Here is a 16146-nt window from a genome sequence, read left to right on the forward strand (position 1 = left end):
TCGCCCGGGCGGCTCGTCAGGGCGTTTCCGGCGTTCTATGCTGTTCAGGCTCCGCTCAGGGTTGTGGCCTCATTGCGTGCGGCGGGGTTGCGCCCGGCGCCCAACGCGTTAGGACGCTGCGGCGATCCGCTCGAAATGAATGAAGGGGCGCCGGCGGCTCACGGCCGGCGAGCGCTCCGGGGAGCCTCTGCGATGCGCCATGCCTGTCTCGCCCTCACCGTCCTGGCGGCCGCCGCCGGCGTTGCCGCGTCCGGCGCCGCGCTGGCCCAAACCTACCCCTCGGCGCTGCCGTTGAACACGGACGAGCGGCGCGCTTTGGAGGCGCGTCTCTCCACCATTCTCGACTATGCGCGCGAGAACGAAATGGCGCGCATGGATCTGCCCGGCGGCGGACAGGCGGCCATCCGGCCCTACCGCATCGTGCGCGGGCCGGACGGACGGCTGTGCCGCGGCTACCGGATCGACGTGGACGCCATCGCCGGCCGCGCCGCCGTCGACGGTTACCGCTGCCGTCTGGCCGACGGGCGGGCCTGGGTCATCGTCCAGCCGGAAACGGTGGTCTCACAGGCCACCCCGGCCGCACCGCTGGACCTGCGTCGCCCCGGCGCCGCCACTCCCGACGCGCCGGGCTCCTTCGCCGAGAGGATGCGCGAACGGCTGAACGGCGGCAACGGATCGTTCGCCGCCGGCCTTCCCGGTGCTGACACGGAGACCAATACCGGCCTCTTCGCCCCCGGCGAAGTGCCGCCCGTCCCGCGCGCAGCGCCCGAACGCGTGGCCGATGCGCCCACCCCGTCCGCTAGCGACCCGCTCACCCGCACTGCTCAGACCGCCGCGGCCGCCCCTGGGGGGACGGCACCGGATCAATCCGAACCGGGCCAGACCGCCTCCGCCGAGCGCGCGCCCGGTCAGGCCGGGTCAGGTCAGGCCGCACAGAGCCAGGCGGCGCAGGGACAGACAGCACAGGGACAGCGCGTCCCTGGCGGCGGCAACGCTCCGCGTCCTGCGGCCGGCACCTCCGGCGACGGGGCCGCACCGCGCGCCGTCGATACCGCTGCGGCGCAGACCACCGCGTCCGGCCGCCAAGCTGGTTCAGACGTCGGCGCGCCTCCGGCCGGTCAGGCCCCGCAAGCCCGGCGCGCAGAGGCGCAGGGCACGGTCGGACAGGGCACCGTCGGCCGAGGCGCAGACGGCCAGACGCCGCAAGGGCAGCCGCCGCAAGACCAGGCCGCGCAGGGGACCGAGACGGCGGCCGGCACCAGCACCCTCGCCCCGTCCTCTGCCGAAACGCCGGCGTTCGGCACAGCGGCCGCACCGCGCGTCGTGACCGGCACAGCGCCCTTCACCGCCGACCCCTCGTCCCCGCGCGTCGTCTCCGGCACCCCGACCACCGGGTCCAGCGACGCTCAGAGCGACGAGCGCGTCATCGCCGCCCTCCAGGAGCTCGATTATCTCGGCACGGATGGCGATGCGTCGGGCGCGGCCGTGCAGGACGCGATCGACAACTTCGCTCGTGACGAGAGGTTCGCCCTACCGATGGCGCCGGACCTGCTTCTGACCCGCCTCAACGCAGCGCTCGACCGTTCCGATTCGCTGCCGATCTGCACGACGGACACGCCGACCATGTGCATCGCCCCCTGAGACGGCCGGCCGCCTCAGCTTCCGGACGACGAGTGGTCCTTCACCACCTGGCCGAAGTTCTGGAGCACGCGCACCAGCTCCGGGATCGCGGTGATCGGCAGGACCACGCGGTGGGCGAGCTGGCGGACCTCGGCGTCGTCGCGGTCGAATTCCAGCACGCGGTAGAGGTCGAGCTTCACGACGTTGCGGCCGAAATGCAGGCTGCCGACGCCATCGGCATAAAGCTCGTCCGGGATCTCCTGGCGGCCGACGAATTTCACCTTGCGTCCGGTCGGCGCGCTGCCCGCCGCCGCTCCCGGTGCATCCGAGCCCGGCCCTCCTCCGGCCGCAGCGTTCGACCCCGGCGCACCGGACGCGCCGGCGGCGGCGCCATGCGGCACCTCGCCATTGGCCATGGCGATGCCCCCATTTGCGGTGTCCTTGGACATTGCGTCCTCCTTGTGCGACCGAATCTGCTGCCGTGAGAGGCGACCCGAGCACCTCAGCGCGGGCCGCGCAAGGGGACGCTCCACCGCACCGAGCTGTGCCCCGGCCACATGCCGCTGCCGTCCCGGTCCGCCGCGACACCCACCCGCGCCGCATCCGTCCGCCCGCGCTACCGGCGATCCCGCCGCGCGTCGCCCGGGTGACAGACGCGGCAAGCGGCGGACCCACGGCGGCCCGGCAAGACGCCTGCACGCCACGCCCGAGCGCGACGACCGCACGCCCCGGCCGCCGCGTCCGCGTCCGACCGCCGAGCCGGCCGAGCGCGCCGCCGGCCGTGCGCGTCATATGGCCGGTTGCACCACGCCGGCACAGGTCCCGAAGCCGATCGGCACCCGCCCGGCCCGAGAGCACCAGCCCCGCATGGTAACCATGTCGCCATCCTCCAAGAAGGTGCGTACCGCTCCGCCGGGCAGCGTCAGCGGACGGCTTCCATTCCAGGTCAGCTCGAACAGGGAGCCGTAGCTCCCCGGCCCGTCGCCAGAAATGGTGCCGGAACCGAGGAGATCGCCGATCGACATCGCGCAGCCGCAGGCGCTGTGGTGGGCAAGCTGCTGGGCGGCGGAGAAGTAGAGGTGGCGCGCATTGGTCCGCGTAACCTCCGCCGCGTCACCGTCACGCGCCTGCAGCGAGACGCCGAGCTCGATGTCGAGATTGTGCGGCATCCCTTCACGCAGGTGCGGCAGCAGCGGCGTCCTGCGCGGCGGGGGCGGGGTGCGAAACGGCGCCAGTGCGGCCGTGGTCACCACCCAGGGTGAAATGGTGGTGGCGAACACCTTGCCCTGGAACGGACCCAGCGGCACGCATTCCCAATGCTGGATGTCCCGCGCCGACCAGTCGTTCAGGAGAACGTAGCCGAAGATCGCCGCGTCCGCCTCGCTGGTGGAAAGGCGCGTGCCGATCGCCGAGCGAACACCGACCACCGCGCCGAGCTCCAGCTCGAAATCGAGCCCGGCGGAGGGGGCGAAACGGGGCCGCTTCTCCTCGCCTGCCTTCAATTGCCCCATCGGGCGGCGCACCCCGGTCCCGGAGACGATCACCGTCGAGGCGCGGCCATTATGGGCGATCGGCATGTGATCCCAATTCGCCGGCAGCGCGTGATCGGGACCGCACAGCAACGCGGTGAGGTTGCAGGCATGCTCGCGCGAGGCGTGAAAATCGGTGAATTCGGCCACCGCGAAGGGCATATGCAGCTTGGCCTGGTCCGCACGCACGAGGGCCCGCCCGCTCAGGATCGGATTGTCCTTCAACCGCGGATCCTCGCCGCCGAGGAGGCGCGAGAGGTTGCGACGCGTCTCCCCCCAGGCGAAGCGGCCGACGCTCATGAACGGGTTGAGCGCCGGAACGTCGAATACGGTGAGGTCCGGATCGGGCCGCAAGAGGCCCGCCGCTTCGATCGCCGCCATGTCCAGAATCATGTCGCCGATCGCCACGCCGACGCGCGGCACGTCGTTCACCGAGAAGACGCCGAACGGAAGGTTCTGGAGCGGGAACATGACGTGACCGTCGGCGCCGGGCACCCAGCTCGTGCGCCCGGCATCGTTGGTTTCGTCGCTCATGATCGCCCGGCACGCGGCGCGCGACGGCGACCGTCCGCGATGGAGGCCGCAACGGCCCTCAAGATGTGCGCAAGGGTCACAGGCCCTCCGCCCCCCTCTCTCAACATCTGCCGTTCTAGCTCAGTCCTCCCGGCGTGGGAAAGTCAAAAGCGTAAGATCAAAGCGGGGCGCCGCCAGAAATTATAGTCACGATCAGCGCCATCGCGACCGTTACGCAAAGAAGTACTGCAATATAACGCAAGGCGGCGCGGCGAAGCTCACCAGACGTGACGTCGCTGATGGTGCGCACGACGTAAAGCGATACGCCGAAGGGCGGGGCGATCGCCGCAGCCTCCACCGCAACCACCAGCATCGGCCCCGCCCATACGGGGGAAATCCCCGCCGCCGCGAAACTCGGCGCCATCAGCGGCGTCACCACCAGGATGAGCGCCGCGGGATCCAAGATCAGCGCCGCCGCGAAGGTCACCAGCGCCGCCAGCAGAACGAAGGCCGCCGGTCCGAGGCCCGCCGCCTCCACCAGCTCGGCAATCTCGTCCGGCACCCCGATCGCCCCCATCGCGGCCGAGAAGAGCGCTGCCGCAAGCACCAGGCCGAGGATGGGAAGCGCGGCGCGCACCGTCTCGATCGCGACCTCACCCGCCGCCTTGAGGCCGATGCGCCGCGGCGCCGCCAGCGCCACCGCGCCGCCATAGACCGCCCCCGCGATGCCCGCCTCCACCCCCGTCACGAGGCCGAGCGCCAGACCGCCGAGGATCAGCACCGGCAGGAGGAGCACCGCGAACGCCCGTGTCAGGGCCGGTGCCAGCGCCGGGTTCGCCTCCGAGGAACAATCGTCCTCCGGCGGCGTCGACGGCCCGCCACCCCAACGCGCCGCAACCGCGAAGCCCACGACGGCGAGCCCGGCCGGAAGAAGCGCGGCGAGAAAGACCGGCTCGACCCGCACGCCCGCGGCGATCGCAAACAGGATGAGCGCCGTCGACGGGGGCAGCAGAACCGTCAGCGTGGCCGCCGCCGCGACCAGCGCCGCCGCAGCCCCGCGCGGCACCCCGGCTTTGGCGAGGAGCGGCAGGACGCGCACGCCGATCGCCAGCATATTCGGAAGCGAAACGGTCGACACCGCACCCACCAGGGTCGCGCCGAGGATGGTACCGCCGCGCACACCCCCGCCGAGACGGCGCGCCAGGCCGAGGCCGAGCGCCATGGCATCCGAGGCGACCCCCGCCCGCAGCAGCACCAGACCCATGAAGATGAAGAGCGGGATCGCCACCCAGAGCGGGTTGGCCGCGGTGGCGCCCAGAACGTCCAGGATCGGCGACAGGCTGTGCTCGAAGGCGAGAAGGATCGCCGCGCCGGTGACGGCCAGCCCTGTTCCCACCGGGACCCCGGTCATGCGGATCGCGATCAACAGGGCGACGACGATGGCAATCGTCATACCAGCGCCTCCACCCTCACCTCGTATGCGGCGACCGGCAGGATCAGGGTGATCACCGCTCGCGGGGCGGCAGCGGGGCCGGCGGGATCGACCCGGACCGCTGGCGTCAGGCGGCCGGCATGATGGGCCGTTCGCGCAACCCGTGCGCGGGGACCGGCGCCGATGGTCTGGCGCGCATGCTCCATGGGTCTCTCCCGGCGGCGCATCGACACGTGCGCCTCAGGCCCGTGCATATTTCATCGCGCCATGAATGTCTCGGCCAGTCCGATGAAACACCGTCCGCGTTCACCGCTCGGCGAACCGCCCGGATCGAGCGTCCCGGCGTCAGGCGGCGGCCGACGGACCGGCACACGCCACGTTGCCGCGGTGCATGACGCACGAGACAGCCGCCCGGTGCGGCCGCGTCTCGCCGCCCGGCTCGACCGCCACCGCGCCCGCGCCCGTTTCAGACGAAACGGTTCACCCAGTTTTCGAGACGCTCCTGCCGGCCGGAGCGCGGCTCGGGCTCGATGCCGCGCTCCTCGACGCGCGCCGCGATCGCCGCGAGGTCCCCGTCCAAAAGGTCCCCGCCGGCGTCCCATCCGGCGTAGCGGTCGGCCCGGGCGCGCTCCAGCCCGCCGTCCTCCAGCATGGCCGCCGCCGCCTTCAGGCCGCGCGCGCACACGTCCATGGCGCCCACGTGCGCCGCGACGAGGTCGGCCGGCTCCAGCGACTGGCGCCTCAGTTTGGCATCGAAATTCGTGCCGCCCGTGGTGAAGCCGCCCGCCTTCAGCACCTCGTAGAAAGCGAGCGCCACCTCCGGCACGCTGTTCGGAAACTGGTCCGTGTCCCAGCCGGATTGATAGTCGTTGCGGTTCATGTCGATGGAGCCGAGCACGCCGAGTGTGCGCGCCATCGCCAGCTCGTGCTCGAACGAGTGGCCGGCCAGGATCGCGTGGCCCTGCTCGATGTTCAGCTTCACCTCGTTTTCCAGGCCGTACTTCTTCAGGAAGCCGTAACAGGTGGCGACGTCGAAATCATACTGGTGCTTGGTCGGCTCCTGCGGCTTCGGCTCCACGAGGATCGTGCCCTCGAAGCCGATCTTGTGCTTGTAGTCGACCACCATGGCGAGCATCCGCCCCATCTGGTCCAGCTCGCGGCCGAGGTCGGTGTTCAGCAGCGTCTCGTAGCCCTCGCGCCCGCCCCACAGGACGTAGTTCTGCCCGCCCAGCCGGTGCGTCGCGTCCATGCACGATTTGATGGTGGCGGCCGCGTAGGCGAACACGTCGGGGTCCGGGTTGGTCGCAGCGCCCGACATGTAGCGCCGGTGGGAGAAGAGATTGGCGGTGCCCCACAGGAGCTTCACCTTCGCCGTCTCCATCTTGGCGGCGAAGATGTCGGTGATCTCGTCCAGGTTCCGCCTGGATTCCGCGAAGGTCGCCCCTTCCGGCCGCACGTCCGCATCGTGGAAGCAGAAATAGGGTACGCCCAGGATGGCGAAGAGGTCGAACGCGGCGTTCGCCTTGGCGCGGGCATGGTCCATCGTGTCGCCGAACCAGGGCCGGGCGAAGGTCTGCCCGCCGAACGGGTCGCCGCCCGGCCAGGCGAAGGAATGCCAGTAGGCGACGGCGAAGCGAAGATGCTCCTCCATCGTCTTGCCGGCGACGACCTCGGCGGGGTCGTAGTGGCGGAAGGCGAAGTCGCCGTCTGCGTCGAGACCGGCGTAGCGGACGGGCGCGATGCCCTCGAAATACGACATGGGAGTGTCCAGAAGCTAAGAGGCGGCGCGGGGCCGCGAGAGAACCGGCGGCGCGCGCCGGGGATGTCAGGCGGCGGCCTTGTCGCGTGGATTGGTGCCCATGATGATCATCGACAGGATGTCGTCCTCGGTCACGTCCGCGGTCGCCTCGGTGCCGACCACCTTGCCGTTCTTCATCACCGTCAGCCGGTCGCACAGGCTCATCATCTCGCGCGTGTCGTGGCTGATGAGGATGATGCCGAGACCCTGGCGCTTCAGCTCCTCGATGAGCTCGGCCACCATCTGCGTTTCATGCACGCCGAGCGCCGCGGTCGGCTCGTCCATGATGAGAATCTTGGCGTTGAAGTAGACCGCCCGAGCGATGGCGACGGACTGGCGCTGCCCGCCCGACAGCGCCGCCACCGGCTCCGACAGGCGTTTGAAGTTGGGGTTGAGCCGCGCCATGATGCGCCGCGTCTCCGCCTCCATCGCCGCATCGTCCATGAAACCGAGCGGGGTGACGATCTCGCGCCCGAGGAAGAGGTTGGCGGTGGCGTCGAGATTATCGGCCAGGGCGAGTGTCTGGTAGATCGTCTCGATGTTGTAGCGCCGGGCGTCGCGCGGGCTCTCGATCTTCACCGGGGTGCCGTCGATCCTGATCGTCCCCGTGTCGGCCCGGTAGGCGCCGGAGAGGATCTTGATCAGCGTCGACTTGCCGGCGCCGTTGTGGCCGAGGAGGCCGAGCACCTCCCCCGGCCACAGCGACAGCGAGACGTGGTCCACCGCGTGGACACCGCCGAAGGCGATGGAGATGTCCTCCATCTCGACGAGTGGGGTCGTGGTCCGGTCCGCCATGGTGTCCCCCTATTTCACGCCGAGGCGGCGGCGGTAGATGATGTCGATGAGGACGGCCAGCACCAGCACCGTGCCCACCACGATGTTCTGGAACGGCGCGTCCACACCCACCATCGCCATTCCGGACTGCAGCGACTGCATGATCAGCGCCCCCAGGATGGCGCCGTAGATGGTGCCGACACCGCCCGACAGCGCCGTCCCGCCGATGACGGCGGCGGCGATCACCCTGAGCTCGTCCAAAGTGCCGATGTCGTTGGAGTGGAAGGAGAGCCGCGCCGAGGCGACCACCGCCGAAATGGCGCAGAGCGCGCCCATGATGGCGAACACCTTCACCGTCAGAAGGCGCGTGTTGATGCCGGACAGCTCCGCCGCATCAGGGTTGCCGCCGGTGGCGAAGATGTAGCGCCCCAGCCGCGTGCGCCGCGCGATCACCGTCATGGCGACGGCGATGGCGACGAGAAGCAGCACCGAGATCGGCAGCCCGTATGCCGCGACGAAACCGTCCGGCACCGCCTCGCCCCGCTCGCGGAACATGCGCCGCACAGCGCCGGACGGGATTTCGTAAGCGTTCAGCACCGCCGCGAAGCCGAAGATGGCGCCGACGACGATCAGCATCATCACCCCCTCCGCCCACACCGGCTTAAGCGGCACGCCGTGGCGCGCCTTGGTGCGCCGGCTCATCGCCATCAGCACAACCGCCGCGGCCGAGCACAGCCCCGCCACGATCCACGAGGCGTCCACCCCGATGGTGCCTGTGATGCCGCCGAACATGCGGAAGGTGTCGTCGAGCGGGCCGATGGTCTGCCCGTCCGTCAGATACCAGGCGACGTTGCGCCAGACGAGCAGCCCGCCCAGCGTGACGATGAAGGCCGGGATCGTGAGATAGCCGATGAGCCAGCCCTGGAAGGCGCCGATCGCGGTGCCGACGAAGAGGCCGACGAAGATCGTGACGATCCAGATCAGCGGGTTGCCGTAGTCGAGGCCGATCACCTGCGGCAGGAACCACGTCTGCGTCATCGCCATCACCGCCGAGCAGGTGGCGAGGAGCGAGCCCACCGACAGGTCGATGTGGCGGGTGACGATGACGAACACCATCCCCGTCGCCATGATCGCCACCGAGACGGTCTGGATGGTGAGGTTGAAGAGGTTGCGCGGCGTGAGGAAGCGCCCCTCGGTGACGACGTCGAACATCACGCAAAGGACGATGAAGGCGCCGATCATGCCGACGAGGCGCAGGTCCACCTCGAGCGATTGGATGAAGCTGCGGCGGGGCGGTGCGGGCGCGCGGCCCGCTGCGGTATCGGTCATGGCTTGCCGTCGGTCATGAGGAACGCACGCGGGAGGGGCGCCGCCGCGACAGGGCGGCGGCGCCCGTCAGATCGTCAGTTGCAGGGGGCGGGACCGGCCGAAACGCCCTGGCAGAGCGCGTCCTTGGAGATCCACCCGGCGTCGACGACGACCTCGAGGTTCTCCGCCGTCACCGGCACCGGCTTCAGGAATTTCGCCCACAGCGTGTTGCCGCTGGCCGAGGTCCACTCTTCGGCGCCTTCGATGGCGCTCATCTCCTCGCCGCCGGCGAGCGCCAGGGCGATCTCGGCCGCCTCACGCCCGAGGTCGCGCGAATCCTTCCACACCGACACGGTCTGCGTGCCTTGCGCGATGCGGTTCAGCGCGGCGTGATCGGCGTCCTGGCCGGAGACGGGGGTGCCGTCCATGCCCTGCGCCGTCAGCGCGGCGACGGCGCCGCCCGCGGTGCCGTCGTTGGAGGCGACGACCGCGTCGACCGCGTTGTCCTCGGCGGTGAGGATCTGCTCCATGTTGCGCTGGGCGTTGGCGGGCAGCCAGCCGTCCGTATAGGCCTCGCCGACGATGGTGATTTTGCCCGCGTCGACCGCCTCCTGCAGCACCTCCTGCTGCCCGGCGCGCAGGAAATCCGCGTTCGGATCGGTGGGCGAACCCTTGATCATCACGTAGTTGCCTTCCGGCACCTCGGCGAGCACGGCGCGCGCCTGCATCCGGCCCACTTCCACGTTGTCGAAGGTGAGGTAGAAGGCGCGCGGATCGTCGATCAGCCGGTCGTAGCCGACGACGGGAAGGCCGTTGTCCGCGGCGAGCTGAACGGCCGGGATCACCGCCTGCGAATCCTGCGCCAGGATGATCAGCGCGTCGACCCCCTGGGCGATGAGGCTTTCCACGTCCGACAACTGCTTGGCGGACGAGGACTGCGCGTCGGTCGACACGTAGGCCGCGCCGGCGGCTTCGAGCGCCTCTTTGATGGCGGCTTCGTCGGTCTTCCAGCGCTCTTCCTGGAAGTTCGACCAGCTGACGCCCACCGTGAGGTCCTGCGCCATCGCGCCCTGCGACATGGCGGTTCCGGACAGGCCGGCGACGACAGCCGCCGCCATAAGCGATTTGATCTTCACCATTTCCTCCCGCCGCCGGGTTCAACGTCCCGGCGAATCCATTTCGGTTTCATTCGATAATCGCATAATTAGTTCAGCCTGAGAATTAAAAAATGATGCTGCGAATGCGAAATGGGCTTCGCTGCTGCACAAAGCGCCGAAATGGCTGCGCATCTATTCGTTGCGTATTTAATTCGCGGCGTAATTCCTTTATTTTGTAAATCTATGGCAATGCCCGACCTCATCGACGCGCTCCAGACCGGATGCGGCCCCCTTCTGCCGGTGGTGACCGAGACGCGCCCCCTGCGGCAGCGCCTGTTCGAGAGCCTGCGCGCCGCCGGCGCCTCCAGCCGCGCCGACCTCGCCCGCTGGCTGGACTGCTCGCCCGCCTCCGTCACCGCCGTGTCGGCCGAGCTGATCGACGCAGGGCTGGTGAAGGAGATCGACGCGCCGCGCGAACCGTCGCGCGGGCGCCCGCCGGTGGCCCTCACCGTCAACGCCGCCGTCACCGCCGTCGCCGGGGTGAAGCTGACGGACGATGCCCACACCGCCGTCATCATCGACTTTTCGGGCGCGCTGATCGCCCAGGCGACGCTGCAGAGCGCGGCGCACCGGCAGACCATGGCGGCCACGCTCACCGAAGCCGAAGCGCTCCTCGACATGGCGCTGGCGAAGGCGGGGATGACGCGGGCGAGCCTCTCCTGGGTCGGGCTCGGGATCGCCGGGGTGGTCGACCACGCCGCCGGCATCGTCCTGTGGTCGCCCCTCCTCACCGAACGCAACGCGCCGCTGCGCGAAACCTTCGCCGCCGCCATCGGCCTCCCCGTCACCATCGACAACGACGCCAACCTTCTGGCGCTCGCCGAACTGTGGTTCGGGGCCGGGCGCGGCATGACCGACTTCGCCGTGGTGACGATCGAGAACGGCGTCGGCATGGGGTTGGTCCTCGGCAACCGCATGTTCCGCGGCGGCTCGGGGCTCGGCATGGAACTCGGCCACACCAAGGTGCAGCTCGACGGAGCTTTATGCCGCTGCGGCAGCCGCGGGTGCCTGGAGGCCTATGTCGCCGACTACGCGCTGGTGCGCGAGGCGCAGACGGCGCTCCACTTCAACCGCGACGAGGCGGGAAGCGCGCGCGAGCTCCTCGAAACGCTCTATGACGAGGCGAAGGCGGGCCACAAGGCGGCGCTCTCCATCTTCCGCCGGGCCGGGCGCTACCTCGCCGTGGGCCTCGCCAACGTCACCGAGCTGTTCGACCCGCACCTCATCATCATCTCCGGCGGCGAGATGCGATTCGACTTCCTCTACGCCGACGCGGTTCTGGCGGAGGTCCAGGCGCTCACCGCCCAGACCGGCCGCACCGCGCCGAAGATCGAGATCAACGCCTGGGGCGACATGGTGTGGGCGCGCGGTGCGGCGGCCCTCGCCCTCTCCGCCCTCACCGAGCAGCTTCTGGGGACCGAACGCGTCGGAGGATAGCATAAAGGCAATCACACAGGAGCCCTGCCCCGTTCGCCCGAGGCCGATCCGCGCGAAGGGCTCGAACCGGCCACCATGCGCGCCAAACGACGCTGTGCACGCGCGCCGAAGTTGCGCCGCACTCATGCGATGTGACGCGGACCTGACGCGGCGACGGCGGACGCCCCTCGCCCGCTCTCCCGCATCGGCCATGGATGCGGCCGCAAAGACTGCCATGGCACGCTTCAAGCGACGCGCCGACCGGCCCCCAAAGGTGTGCCCGGCCGGCATCAGACCGCCCCGCTCTGCGTCGATTGCTCCCGCGAACACAATCAGGAGTGGCAAACTCACCCGGCTCCACTTTATCGGCATAACGATTGCACGGCTTTGAAACCCATTGCGGCTCGGCTGCACGACTTACTGAAATGGATTGCCCTTATCCATGTCCGACGCGCCTGATATGACCCGCCCTTCCTCCTTTCCGCCCGCCCCGCCCGGAGCGCCGCCGGTCGACGCCGACGGCGGCATCCACGGCCTGCCCGCGGCCCAGCGCGTGCTGGCAGCGCTCCGCCGCATGATCATCCGCGGCGACCTGATGCCCGGCTCGCGCATCGTCGAACGAACGCTGTGCGCCCAACTCAACGTCTCCCGCACGCCGATGCGCGAGGCGCTGAAGCTCCTCGAAATCGACGGGCTGATCGAGATCTCCCAGCACCGAGGAGCGCGCGTTCTCGCCTTCACCGCGGCCGAGGCACTGGAACTCTTCGAGGTGCTGGCGAGCCTGGAGGGCCTCGCCGCGGAGCTGGCGGTGGCCCGCATGACGCCGAGCATCGCCGACGCGCTCAGCCATCTTCATGGGCGGATGCGCGAGTATCACTCGACGCGCAATCGCGACGCCTATTTCGACTGCAACAGCCAGATCCACGAGATGATCGTGAACGCGGCCGGGAACCGCGCCCTCGTCGCCACCCGCCATAACCTGATGCTGCGTGCCAAACGCGGGCGTTACATGGCCATCATGTCGATCTCGCGGTGGGACGAGGCGATGGGCGAACACGAAATGCTGATGGAAGCGCTCCACAAGGGCGACCCCGAAGAGGCGGGTCGCGTCTGGCGCCGCCACCTGATGCGCACGGGCGAAACCGTGGCGGCGGCGATCGCCAGCGCACCGTCCCGCTGACGCGAAGCGCGGCCGCACTGCGCCGCCGTGCGCACGATGGAGACACCGATGGCGACGACGAAGCCCGGCCCGTTCGGTGAAGACTGGACCGCTCCGGCGCCAGATCAGGCAACCAGCCCGGCGGCGAGCGGCGAGGGGCGCGCACGGCCGGAGCCACGCTCCCGGCCCGCCCGCGGCACGCCGGTCGCCCCGCCGCTCGCCGTCGTCACCGGGGCGGCAACGGGGATCGGCCGGCACCTCGTCAGCAGCCTCGGCGCTGCCGGCTACCGCGTCGCCTTCACCTTTCTGGACACGCCGGCCGAGGCCGCGAGTGCCGAGAGCGCCGCGCGCGCCGCCGGTCACGACGTCACCGCCTACCCGTGCGATGCGGCGGACAGCACCGCCGTCACCGCCTTCTACGACGCCCTCGCGCGCGACTACGATGCCGCGCCGGAGCTTCTCGTCAACAATGCCGGGGTGCAGGTGCTGGCGCCACTGTTGGATCTGGCGCCCGAGGACTGGGACCGCGTCATCGACAGCCATCTCAAAGGCGCTTTCCTCAACACCCAGGCGGCGGCGCGGCTGATGGTGGAGCGCAAAGTGGCCGGGAGCATCGTCAACATCGGCTCGGGCTGCAACAAGACGGCCTTTCCCCGCCTCGTCAGCTATACCGCGGCCAAAGGCGGCATCGAGCAGTTCACCAAGGTGGCGGCGGTGGAGCTGGGGCCGCACGGCATCCGCGTGAACTGCGTTGCGCCGGGGGCGGTGGAGGTCGAGCGCACGGCGTCGGGGACCGAGGACTATGCCGCCAAGTGGGCCGCGGTGACGCCTCTCCGGCGCGTAGGCCGGCCGCAGGACATTGCCGGGCCGGTGCTCTTCTTCGCCTCACCGGCCGCAGCCTTCGTCACCGGGCAAACGCTGTGGGTGGACGGCGGCGTGTTCAGCCGCCCGGTCTGGCCGGAGGGCTGAACACGCCCCGTACGGGTGGCGGCCGTCCTCTTAGCCCCGCGTCAGTGCGGCTCGTTCAGCGCTGCGCCGAGCTTTGCGGCGATCTTCGTCAGCCACCTTTCGCTCCATGCGGGACCGATGAGCTGGACGCCTGCCGCCGGCCCGCCGCGGCGCTTGACCGGAACCGTCACCGCCGGGAGGCCGGCCAGCGTGGCGATCGCGCAAAGGTCGAATTCGTGCGGCGCCATCTCCGCGCCGTGGCGGAGAGACAGGCGCGGCGCGGTGGGCATCAGGATGAGGTCGACCTCCATGAGGAGACGCAGCATCTCGGCCGCGACGGCACGGCGCACCGTGTAGGCTTCCACCAGGAGCGGCGCCGCGATCAGCGCTCCGTCCTTCACCCAGCGGCGGAAGCCGAGGCCGTAGCGCCCCGGATCGGACGCCAGGGAGGGCGCCGAGTGGACCGAAAGCTCGGCTTGAAGGATGCGCCGTGCCGCAGCGCCCGCCTCGGGCACCGTCGCGGTGCCGAGCCGCACGTCACGCCGGGCCGCCCCGGTTCGCTCCATCGCCTCGCACGCGCGGTAGAGCGACAGACGAACCGCCGATTCCATCGTCGCATCGGCGAGCTGAAGCGCGCCGAACACCAGGGATTTGCCCTCCGGCTCGGCCCGGTAGCGCCGCTCGGACGGTGCGACCGCGTCGAGGTCGGCCTGGTCGAACCTGTTCACCGCGTCGAATGCGGCACCAAGGTCCTCCGCCGCGTGGGCGATGAAACCGACGCTGTCCATCGACGGGGCGGCCAGCACGATCCCCGTGCGGCCGATGGCGCCGTAGGTGGCACGCAGCCCATAGACCCCGCACAGCGCCGAGGGCACCAACAGCGAGCCGAGACAGTCGCTTCCGAGGCCGAGCGACACCATGCCGGAGGCGACCGCTGCGGCCGCACCACCGTGGGCACCGCCCGTGCTGGCACCTTCGGCCGCGGGGTTTCGCGTGATGGCGATCTGGCCTCCCGTGGCGCAGACCCCGCCCTCGTCCACCCGCGTCTTGCCAGTGATGATCGCGCCGGCGTGGATGAGTGAGGTGACGAGAGCGGCATCGGCGGCGGCCGGACCCGGATCGGGGCCGGGATGGCCGCACCCGGTGACGACGCCCGCCATGGCAATGGTGTCCGACACGGCGACAGGGACCCCATCCAGCGGACCGCGGGGCGTGTCGGCGGTCCAGCGGCGGGCGGCGTGGGCGGCTGCGACGCGGGCCGCATCGTCGGTGCGGCGCACGAAGGCGGCGATCTCGCGATCTTCCGCGTCGATCCGGTCGAAGGATGTGGCGGCGAGGCTGAACGGGGTGGCGGAACCCGCCCGAAGCGCCGCATGGCACGCGGTGACGCCGGGCACGCGCCGGCGCTCGCGCAGCCGCTCGGCGCCGGGCACGCTGGCGCCCGCCATGTCGGCGGCTTGTGCCATCAGGTCAAGCTGCATCAGCCCGCCCCCTTCCTGGCGCCCGGCTCGTCAGCCCGCGGACGCCGCCGCAAATCCCATGCGTCGCAATTCCAATCGCGAGGTCCGCCCGGCCGTTCGCGCCCTTGGTCGGTCGCGCGCGGCGTCGGCCGGTCGCTGCCGCGCCGGCGCGCTCGCCTGCGGTTCTCAATCCGTCAGCCATCAAATCAAAGGTCTTCCAAATAAGTAGAGTGTTAAAGCGTTGTACGCACTTCCCAAAGCTCAGGAAATAGCACGACATCGAGCATTTTGCGAAGGTACGAAACGCCTCCGGTTCCTCCCGTACCACGTTTCAACCCGATGATGCGCTCAACGGTTGTGACATGGTTGAAGCGCCAACGCCGAAAATAGTCTTCGAGATCGACCAGTTTCTCGGCCAATTCATAGGCAGACCAATGAGAATCGGGCGCAACATAAATCTGCCGCCAAATCGCCAGCACCGAGCCTTGTTTGGCGCGCGGCCCGCGAAAGTCGGTCCTCTCACCGTCAGGGCCGATGGCGTAGCCCTGACGGCCGAGCCAAGCGATCGCCTCGTCGTAGAGGCTGGGTGCGGCCAGGATCGCCTCCAGCTCGGCCATGATGTCCGGCCGGTGATCGTGCGGGCGCAGCATCGCCGGATTGCGGTTGCCGAGCAGAAATTCGATCGCCCTATACTGGTAGGACTGGAAGCCTGAGGACCGCCCGAGGGCACCGCGAAAGTGCGAATATTCACTCGGCGTCATCGTGCGCAACACATCCCACGAGGCATTGAGCTGCTCGAAAATGCGCGCGACGCGGGTAAGCATCTTGAAGGCGGGGCGCAGGTCGTTCGCACGAATGGCCGAAATCGCCGAGCGAATTTCGTGGACGGCGAGCTTCATCCACAGTTCGCTGGTCTGATGCTGGATGATGAAGAGAAGCTCGTCGTGCGCGCCCGACAGAGGCGCCTGGGCGGACAGCACCTTGTCGAGGCCGAGATAGTCGCCATAGGCCATTCGGTCGCCGAACGATATT

Annotated in this window: 14 protein-coding genes; 4 read left to right on the forward strand and 10 right to left on the reverse strand. The window is 69.7% G+C overall.

Annotated features, from left to right (window positions below; translation table 11 throughout):
* Positions 1-192: 192 nt before the first annotated feature.
* The gene (locus BIX52_RS14680; protein WP_075221825.1) at positions 193-1641 is read left to right on the forward strand and encodes a hypothetical protein; all 1449 of its coding nucleotides are present in this window, start codon (positions 193-195) and stop codon (positions 1639-1641) included.
* A 14-nt stretch (positions 1642-1655) separates the two neighbouring features.
* Here the strand turns inward: BIX52_RS14680 and BIX52_RS14685 are convergent, their stop codons facing one another.
* The 8 genes from BIX52_RS14685 to xylF form a co-directional block, all read right to left on the reverse strand.
* On the reverse strand, positions 1656-2069 hold the full coding sequence (locus tag BIX52_RS14685; RefSeq protein ID WP_075221826.1) for a hypothetical protein: 414 nt from the start codon (positions 2067-2069) through the stop codon (positions 1656-1658).
* Positions 2070-2408: 339 nt separating this feature from the next.
* Positions 2409-3683, reverse strand: coding sequence for a fumarylacetoacetase (gene fahA, locus BIX52_RS14690; protein WP_075221827.1), 1275 nt, complete (start codon positions 3681-3683; stop codon positions 2409-2411).
* 157 nt (positions 3684-3840) lie between these two features.
* A complete protein-coding gene (locus BIX52_RS14695) occupies positions 3841-5115 on the reverse strand; it encodes a TRAP transporter large permease subunit (RefSeq protein ID WP_075221828.1) in 1275 nt (424 codons plus the stop codon).
* Positions 5112-5300: a hypothetical protein gene (locus BIX52_RS14700; protein WP_139312778.1), complete on the reverse strand. Its 189-nt coding sequence runs from the start codon at positions 5298-5300 to the stop codon at positions 5112-5114. The genes BIX52_RS14695 and BIX52_RS14700 overlap by 4 nt, the downstream gene beginning before the upstream one ends.
* A gap of 260 nt (positions 5301-5560) precedes the next feature.
* Positions 5561-6853, reverse strand: coding sequence for a xylose isomerase (gene xylA / locus BIX52_RS14705; protein ID WP_075221830.1), 1293 nt, complete (start codon positions 6851-6853; stop codon positions 5561-5563).
* Between the two features lie 66 nt (positions 6854-6919).
* Complete coding sequence (locus tag BIX52_RS14710; RefSeq protein WP_075221831.1) at positions 6920-7687, reverse strand: ATP-binding cassette domain-containing protein; 768 nt, start codon at positions 7685-7687, stop codon at positions 6920-6922.
* A gap of 9 nt (positions 7688-7696) precedes the next feature.
* Positions 7697-8995, reverse strand: coding sequence for a sugar ABC transporter permease (locus tag BIX52_RS14715; RefSeq protein WP_075221832.1), 1299 nt, complete (start codon positions 8993-8995; stop codon positions 7697-7699).
* 74 nt (positions 8996-9069) lie between these two features.
* On the reverse strand, positions 9070-10113 hold the full coding sequence (gene xylF, locus BIX52_RS14720; RefSeq protein WP_075221833.1) for a D-xylose ABC transporter substrate-binding protein: 1044 nt from the start codon (positions 10111-10113) through the stop codon (positions 9070-9072).
* Between the two features lie 207 nt (positions 10114-10320).
* On the opposite strand from xylF, the gene BIX52_RS14725 reads away from it, so the two are divergent.
* The 3 genes from BIX52_RS14725 (at position 10321) to BIX52_RS14735 (ending at position 13675) form a co-directional block, all read left to right on the forward strand.
* Positions 10321-11568: an ROK family protein gene (locus BIX52_RS14725; protein WP_075221834.1), complete on the forward strand. Its 1248-nt coding sequence runs from the start codon at positions 10321-10323 to the stop codon at positions 11566-11568.
* A gap of 421 nt (positions 11569-11989) precedes the next feature.
* A complete protein-coding gene (locus BIX52_RS14730; protein ID WP_108676587.1) occupies positions 11990-12727 on the forward strand; it encodes a GntR family transcriptional regulator in 738 nt (245 codons plus the stop codon).
* Between the two features lie 48 nt (positions 12728-12775).
* Positions 12776-13675, forward strand: coding sequence for an SDR family NAD(P)-dependent oxidoreductase (locus tag BIX52_RS14735; protein ID WP_083660280.1), 900 nt, complete (start codon positions 12776-12778; stop codon positions 13673-13675).
* A gap of 41 nt (positions 13676-13716) precedes the next feature.
* Here the strand turns inward: BIX52_RS14735 and BIX52_RS14740 are convergent, their stop codons facing one another.
* Both BIX52_RS14740 and kynA read right to left on the reverse strand, forming a co-directional pair.
* Complete coding sequence (locus BIX52_RS14740; RefSeq protein WP_075221835.1) at positions 13717-15135, reverse strand: amidase; 1419 nt, start codon at positions 15133-15135, stop codon at positions 13717-13719.
* 212 nt (positions 15136-15347) lie between these two features.
* Positions 15348-16127 (reverse strand): tryptophan 2,3-dioxygenase, encoded by a 780-nt coding sequence (kynA, locus tag BIX52_RS14745; RefSeq protein ID WP_075221882.1) that lies wholly within the window; start codon positions 16125-16127, stop codon positions 15348-15350.
* Positions 16128-16146 lie beyond the last annotated feature (19 nt).

Origin of the sequence: Acuticoccus yangtzensis (assembly GCF_001927245.1) — a bacterium.
Taxonomy (GTDB): Bacteria; Pseudomonadota; Alphaproteobacteria; order Rhizobiales; family Amorphaceae; genus Acuticoccus; species Acuticoccus yangtzensis.

Bases quoted from the DNA above. Each gene is read 5' to 3' on its own strand.
- BIX52_RS14680 (WP_075221825.1), top strand. From the start codon at position 193: ATGCGCCATGCCTGTCTCGCCCTCACCGTCCTGGCGGCCGCCGCCGGC.
- BIX52_RS14685 (WP_075221826.1), bottom strand. From the start codon at position 2,069: ATGTCCAAGGACACCGCAAATGGGGGCATCGCCATGGCCAATGGCGAG.
- fahA (WP_075221827.1), bottom strand. From the start codon at position 3,683: ATGAGCGACGAAACCAACGATGCCGGGCGCACGAGCTGGGTGCCCGGC.
- BIX52_RS14695 (WP_075221828.1), bottom strand. From the start codon at position 5,115: ATGACGATTGCCATCGTCGTCGCCCTGTTGATCGCGATCCGCATGACC.
- BIX52_RS14700 (WP_139312778.1), bottom strand. From the start codon at position 5,300: ATGGAGCATGCGCGCCAGACCATCGGCGCCGGTCCCCGCGCACGGGTT.
- xylA (WP_075221830.1), bottom strand. From the start codon at position 6,853: ATGTCGTATTTCGAGGGCATCGCGCCCGTCCGCTACGCCGGTCTCGAC.
- BIX52_RS14710 (WP_075221831.1), bottom strand. From the start codon at position 7,687: ATGGCGGACCGGACCACGACCCCACTCGTCGAGATGGAGGACATCTCC.
- BIX52_RS14715 (WP_075221832.1), bottom strand. From the start codon at position 8,995: ATGACCGATACCGCAGCGGGCCGCGCGCCCGCACCGCCCCGCCGCAGC.
- xylF (WP_075221833.1), bottom strand. From the start codon at position 10,113: ATGGTGAAGATCAAATCGCTTATGGCGGCGGCTGTCGTCGCCGGCCTG.
- BIX52_RS14725 (WP_075221834.1), top strand. From the start codon at position 10,321: ATGCCCGACCTCATCGACGCGCTCCAGACCGGATGCGGCCCCCTTCTG.
- BIX52_RS14730 (WP_108676587.1), top strand. From the start codon at position 11,990: ATGTCCGACGCGCCTGATATGACCCGCCCTTCCTCCTTTCCGCCCGCC.
- BIX52_RS14735 (WP_083660280.1), top strand. From the start codon at position 12,776: ATGGCGACGACGAAGCCCGGCCCGTTCGGTGAAGACTGGACCGCTCCG.
- BIX52_RS14740 (WP_075221835.1), bottom strand. From the start codon at position 15,135: ATGCAGCTTGACCTGATGGCACAAGCCGCCGACATGGCGGGCGCCAGC.
- kynA (WP_075221882.1), bottom strand. From the start codon at position 16,127: ATGGCCTATGGCGACTATCTCGGCCTCGACAAGGTGCTGTCCGCCCAG.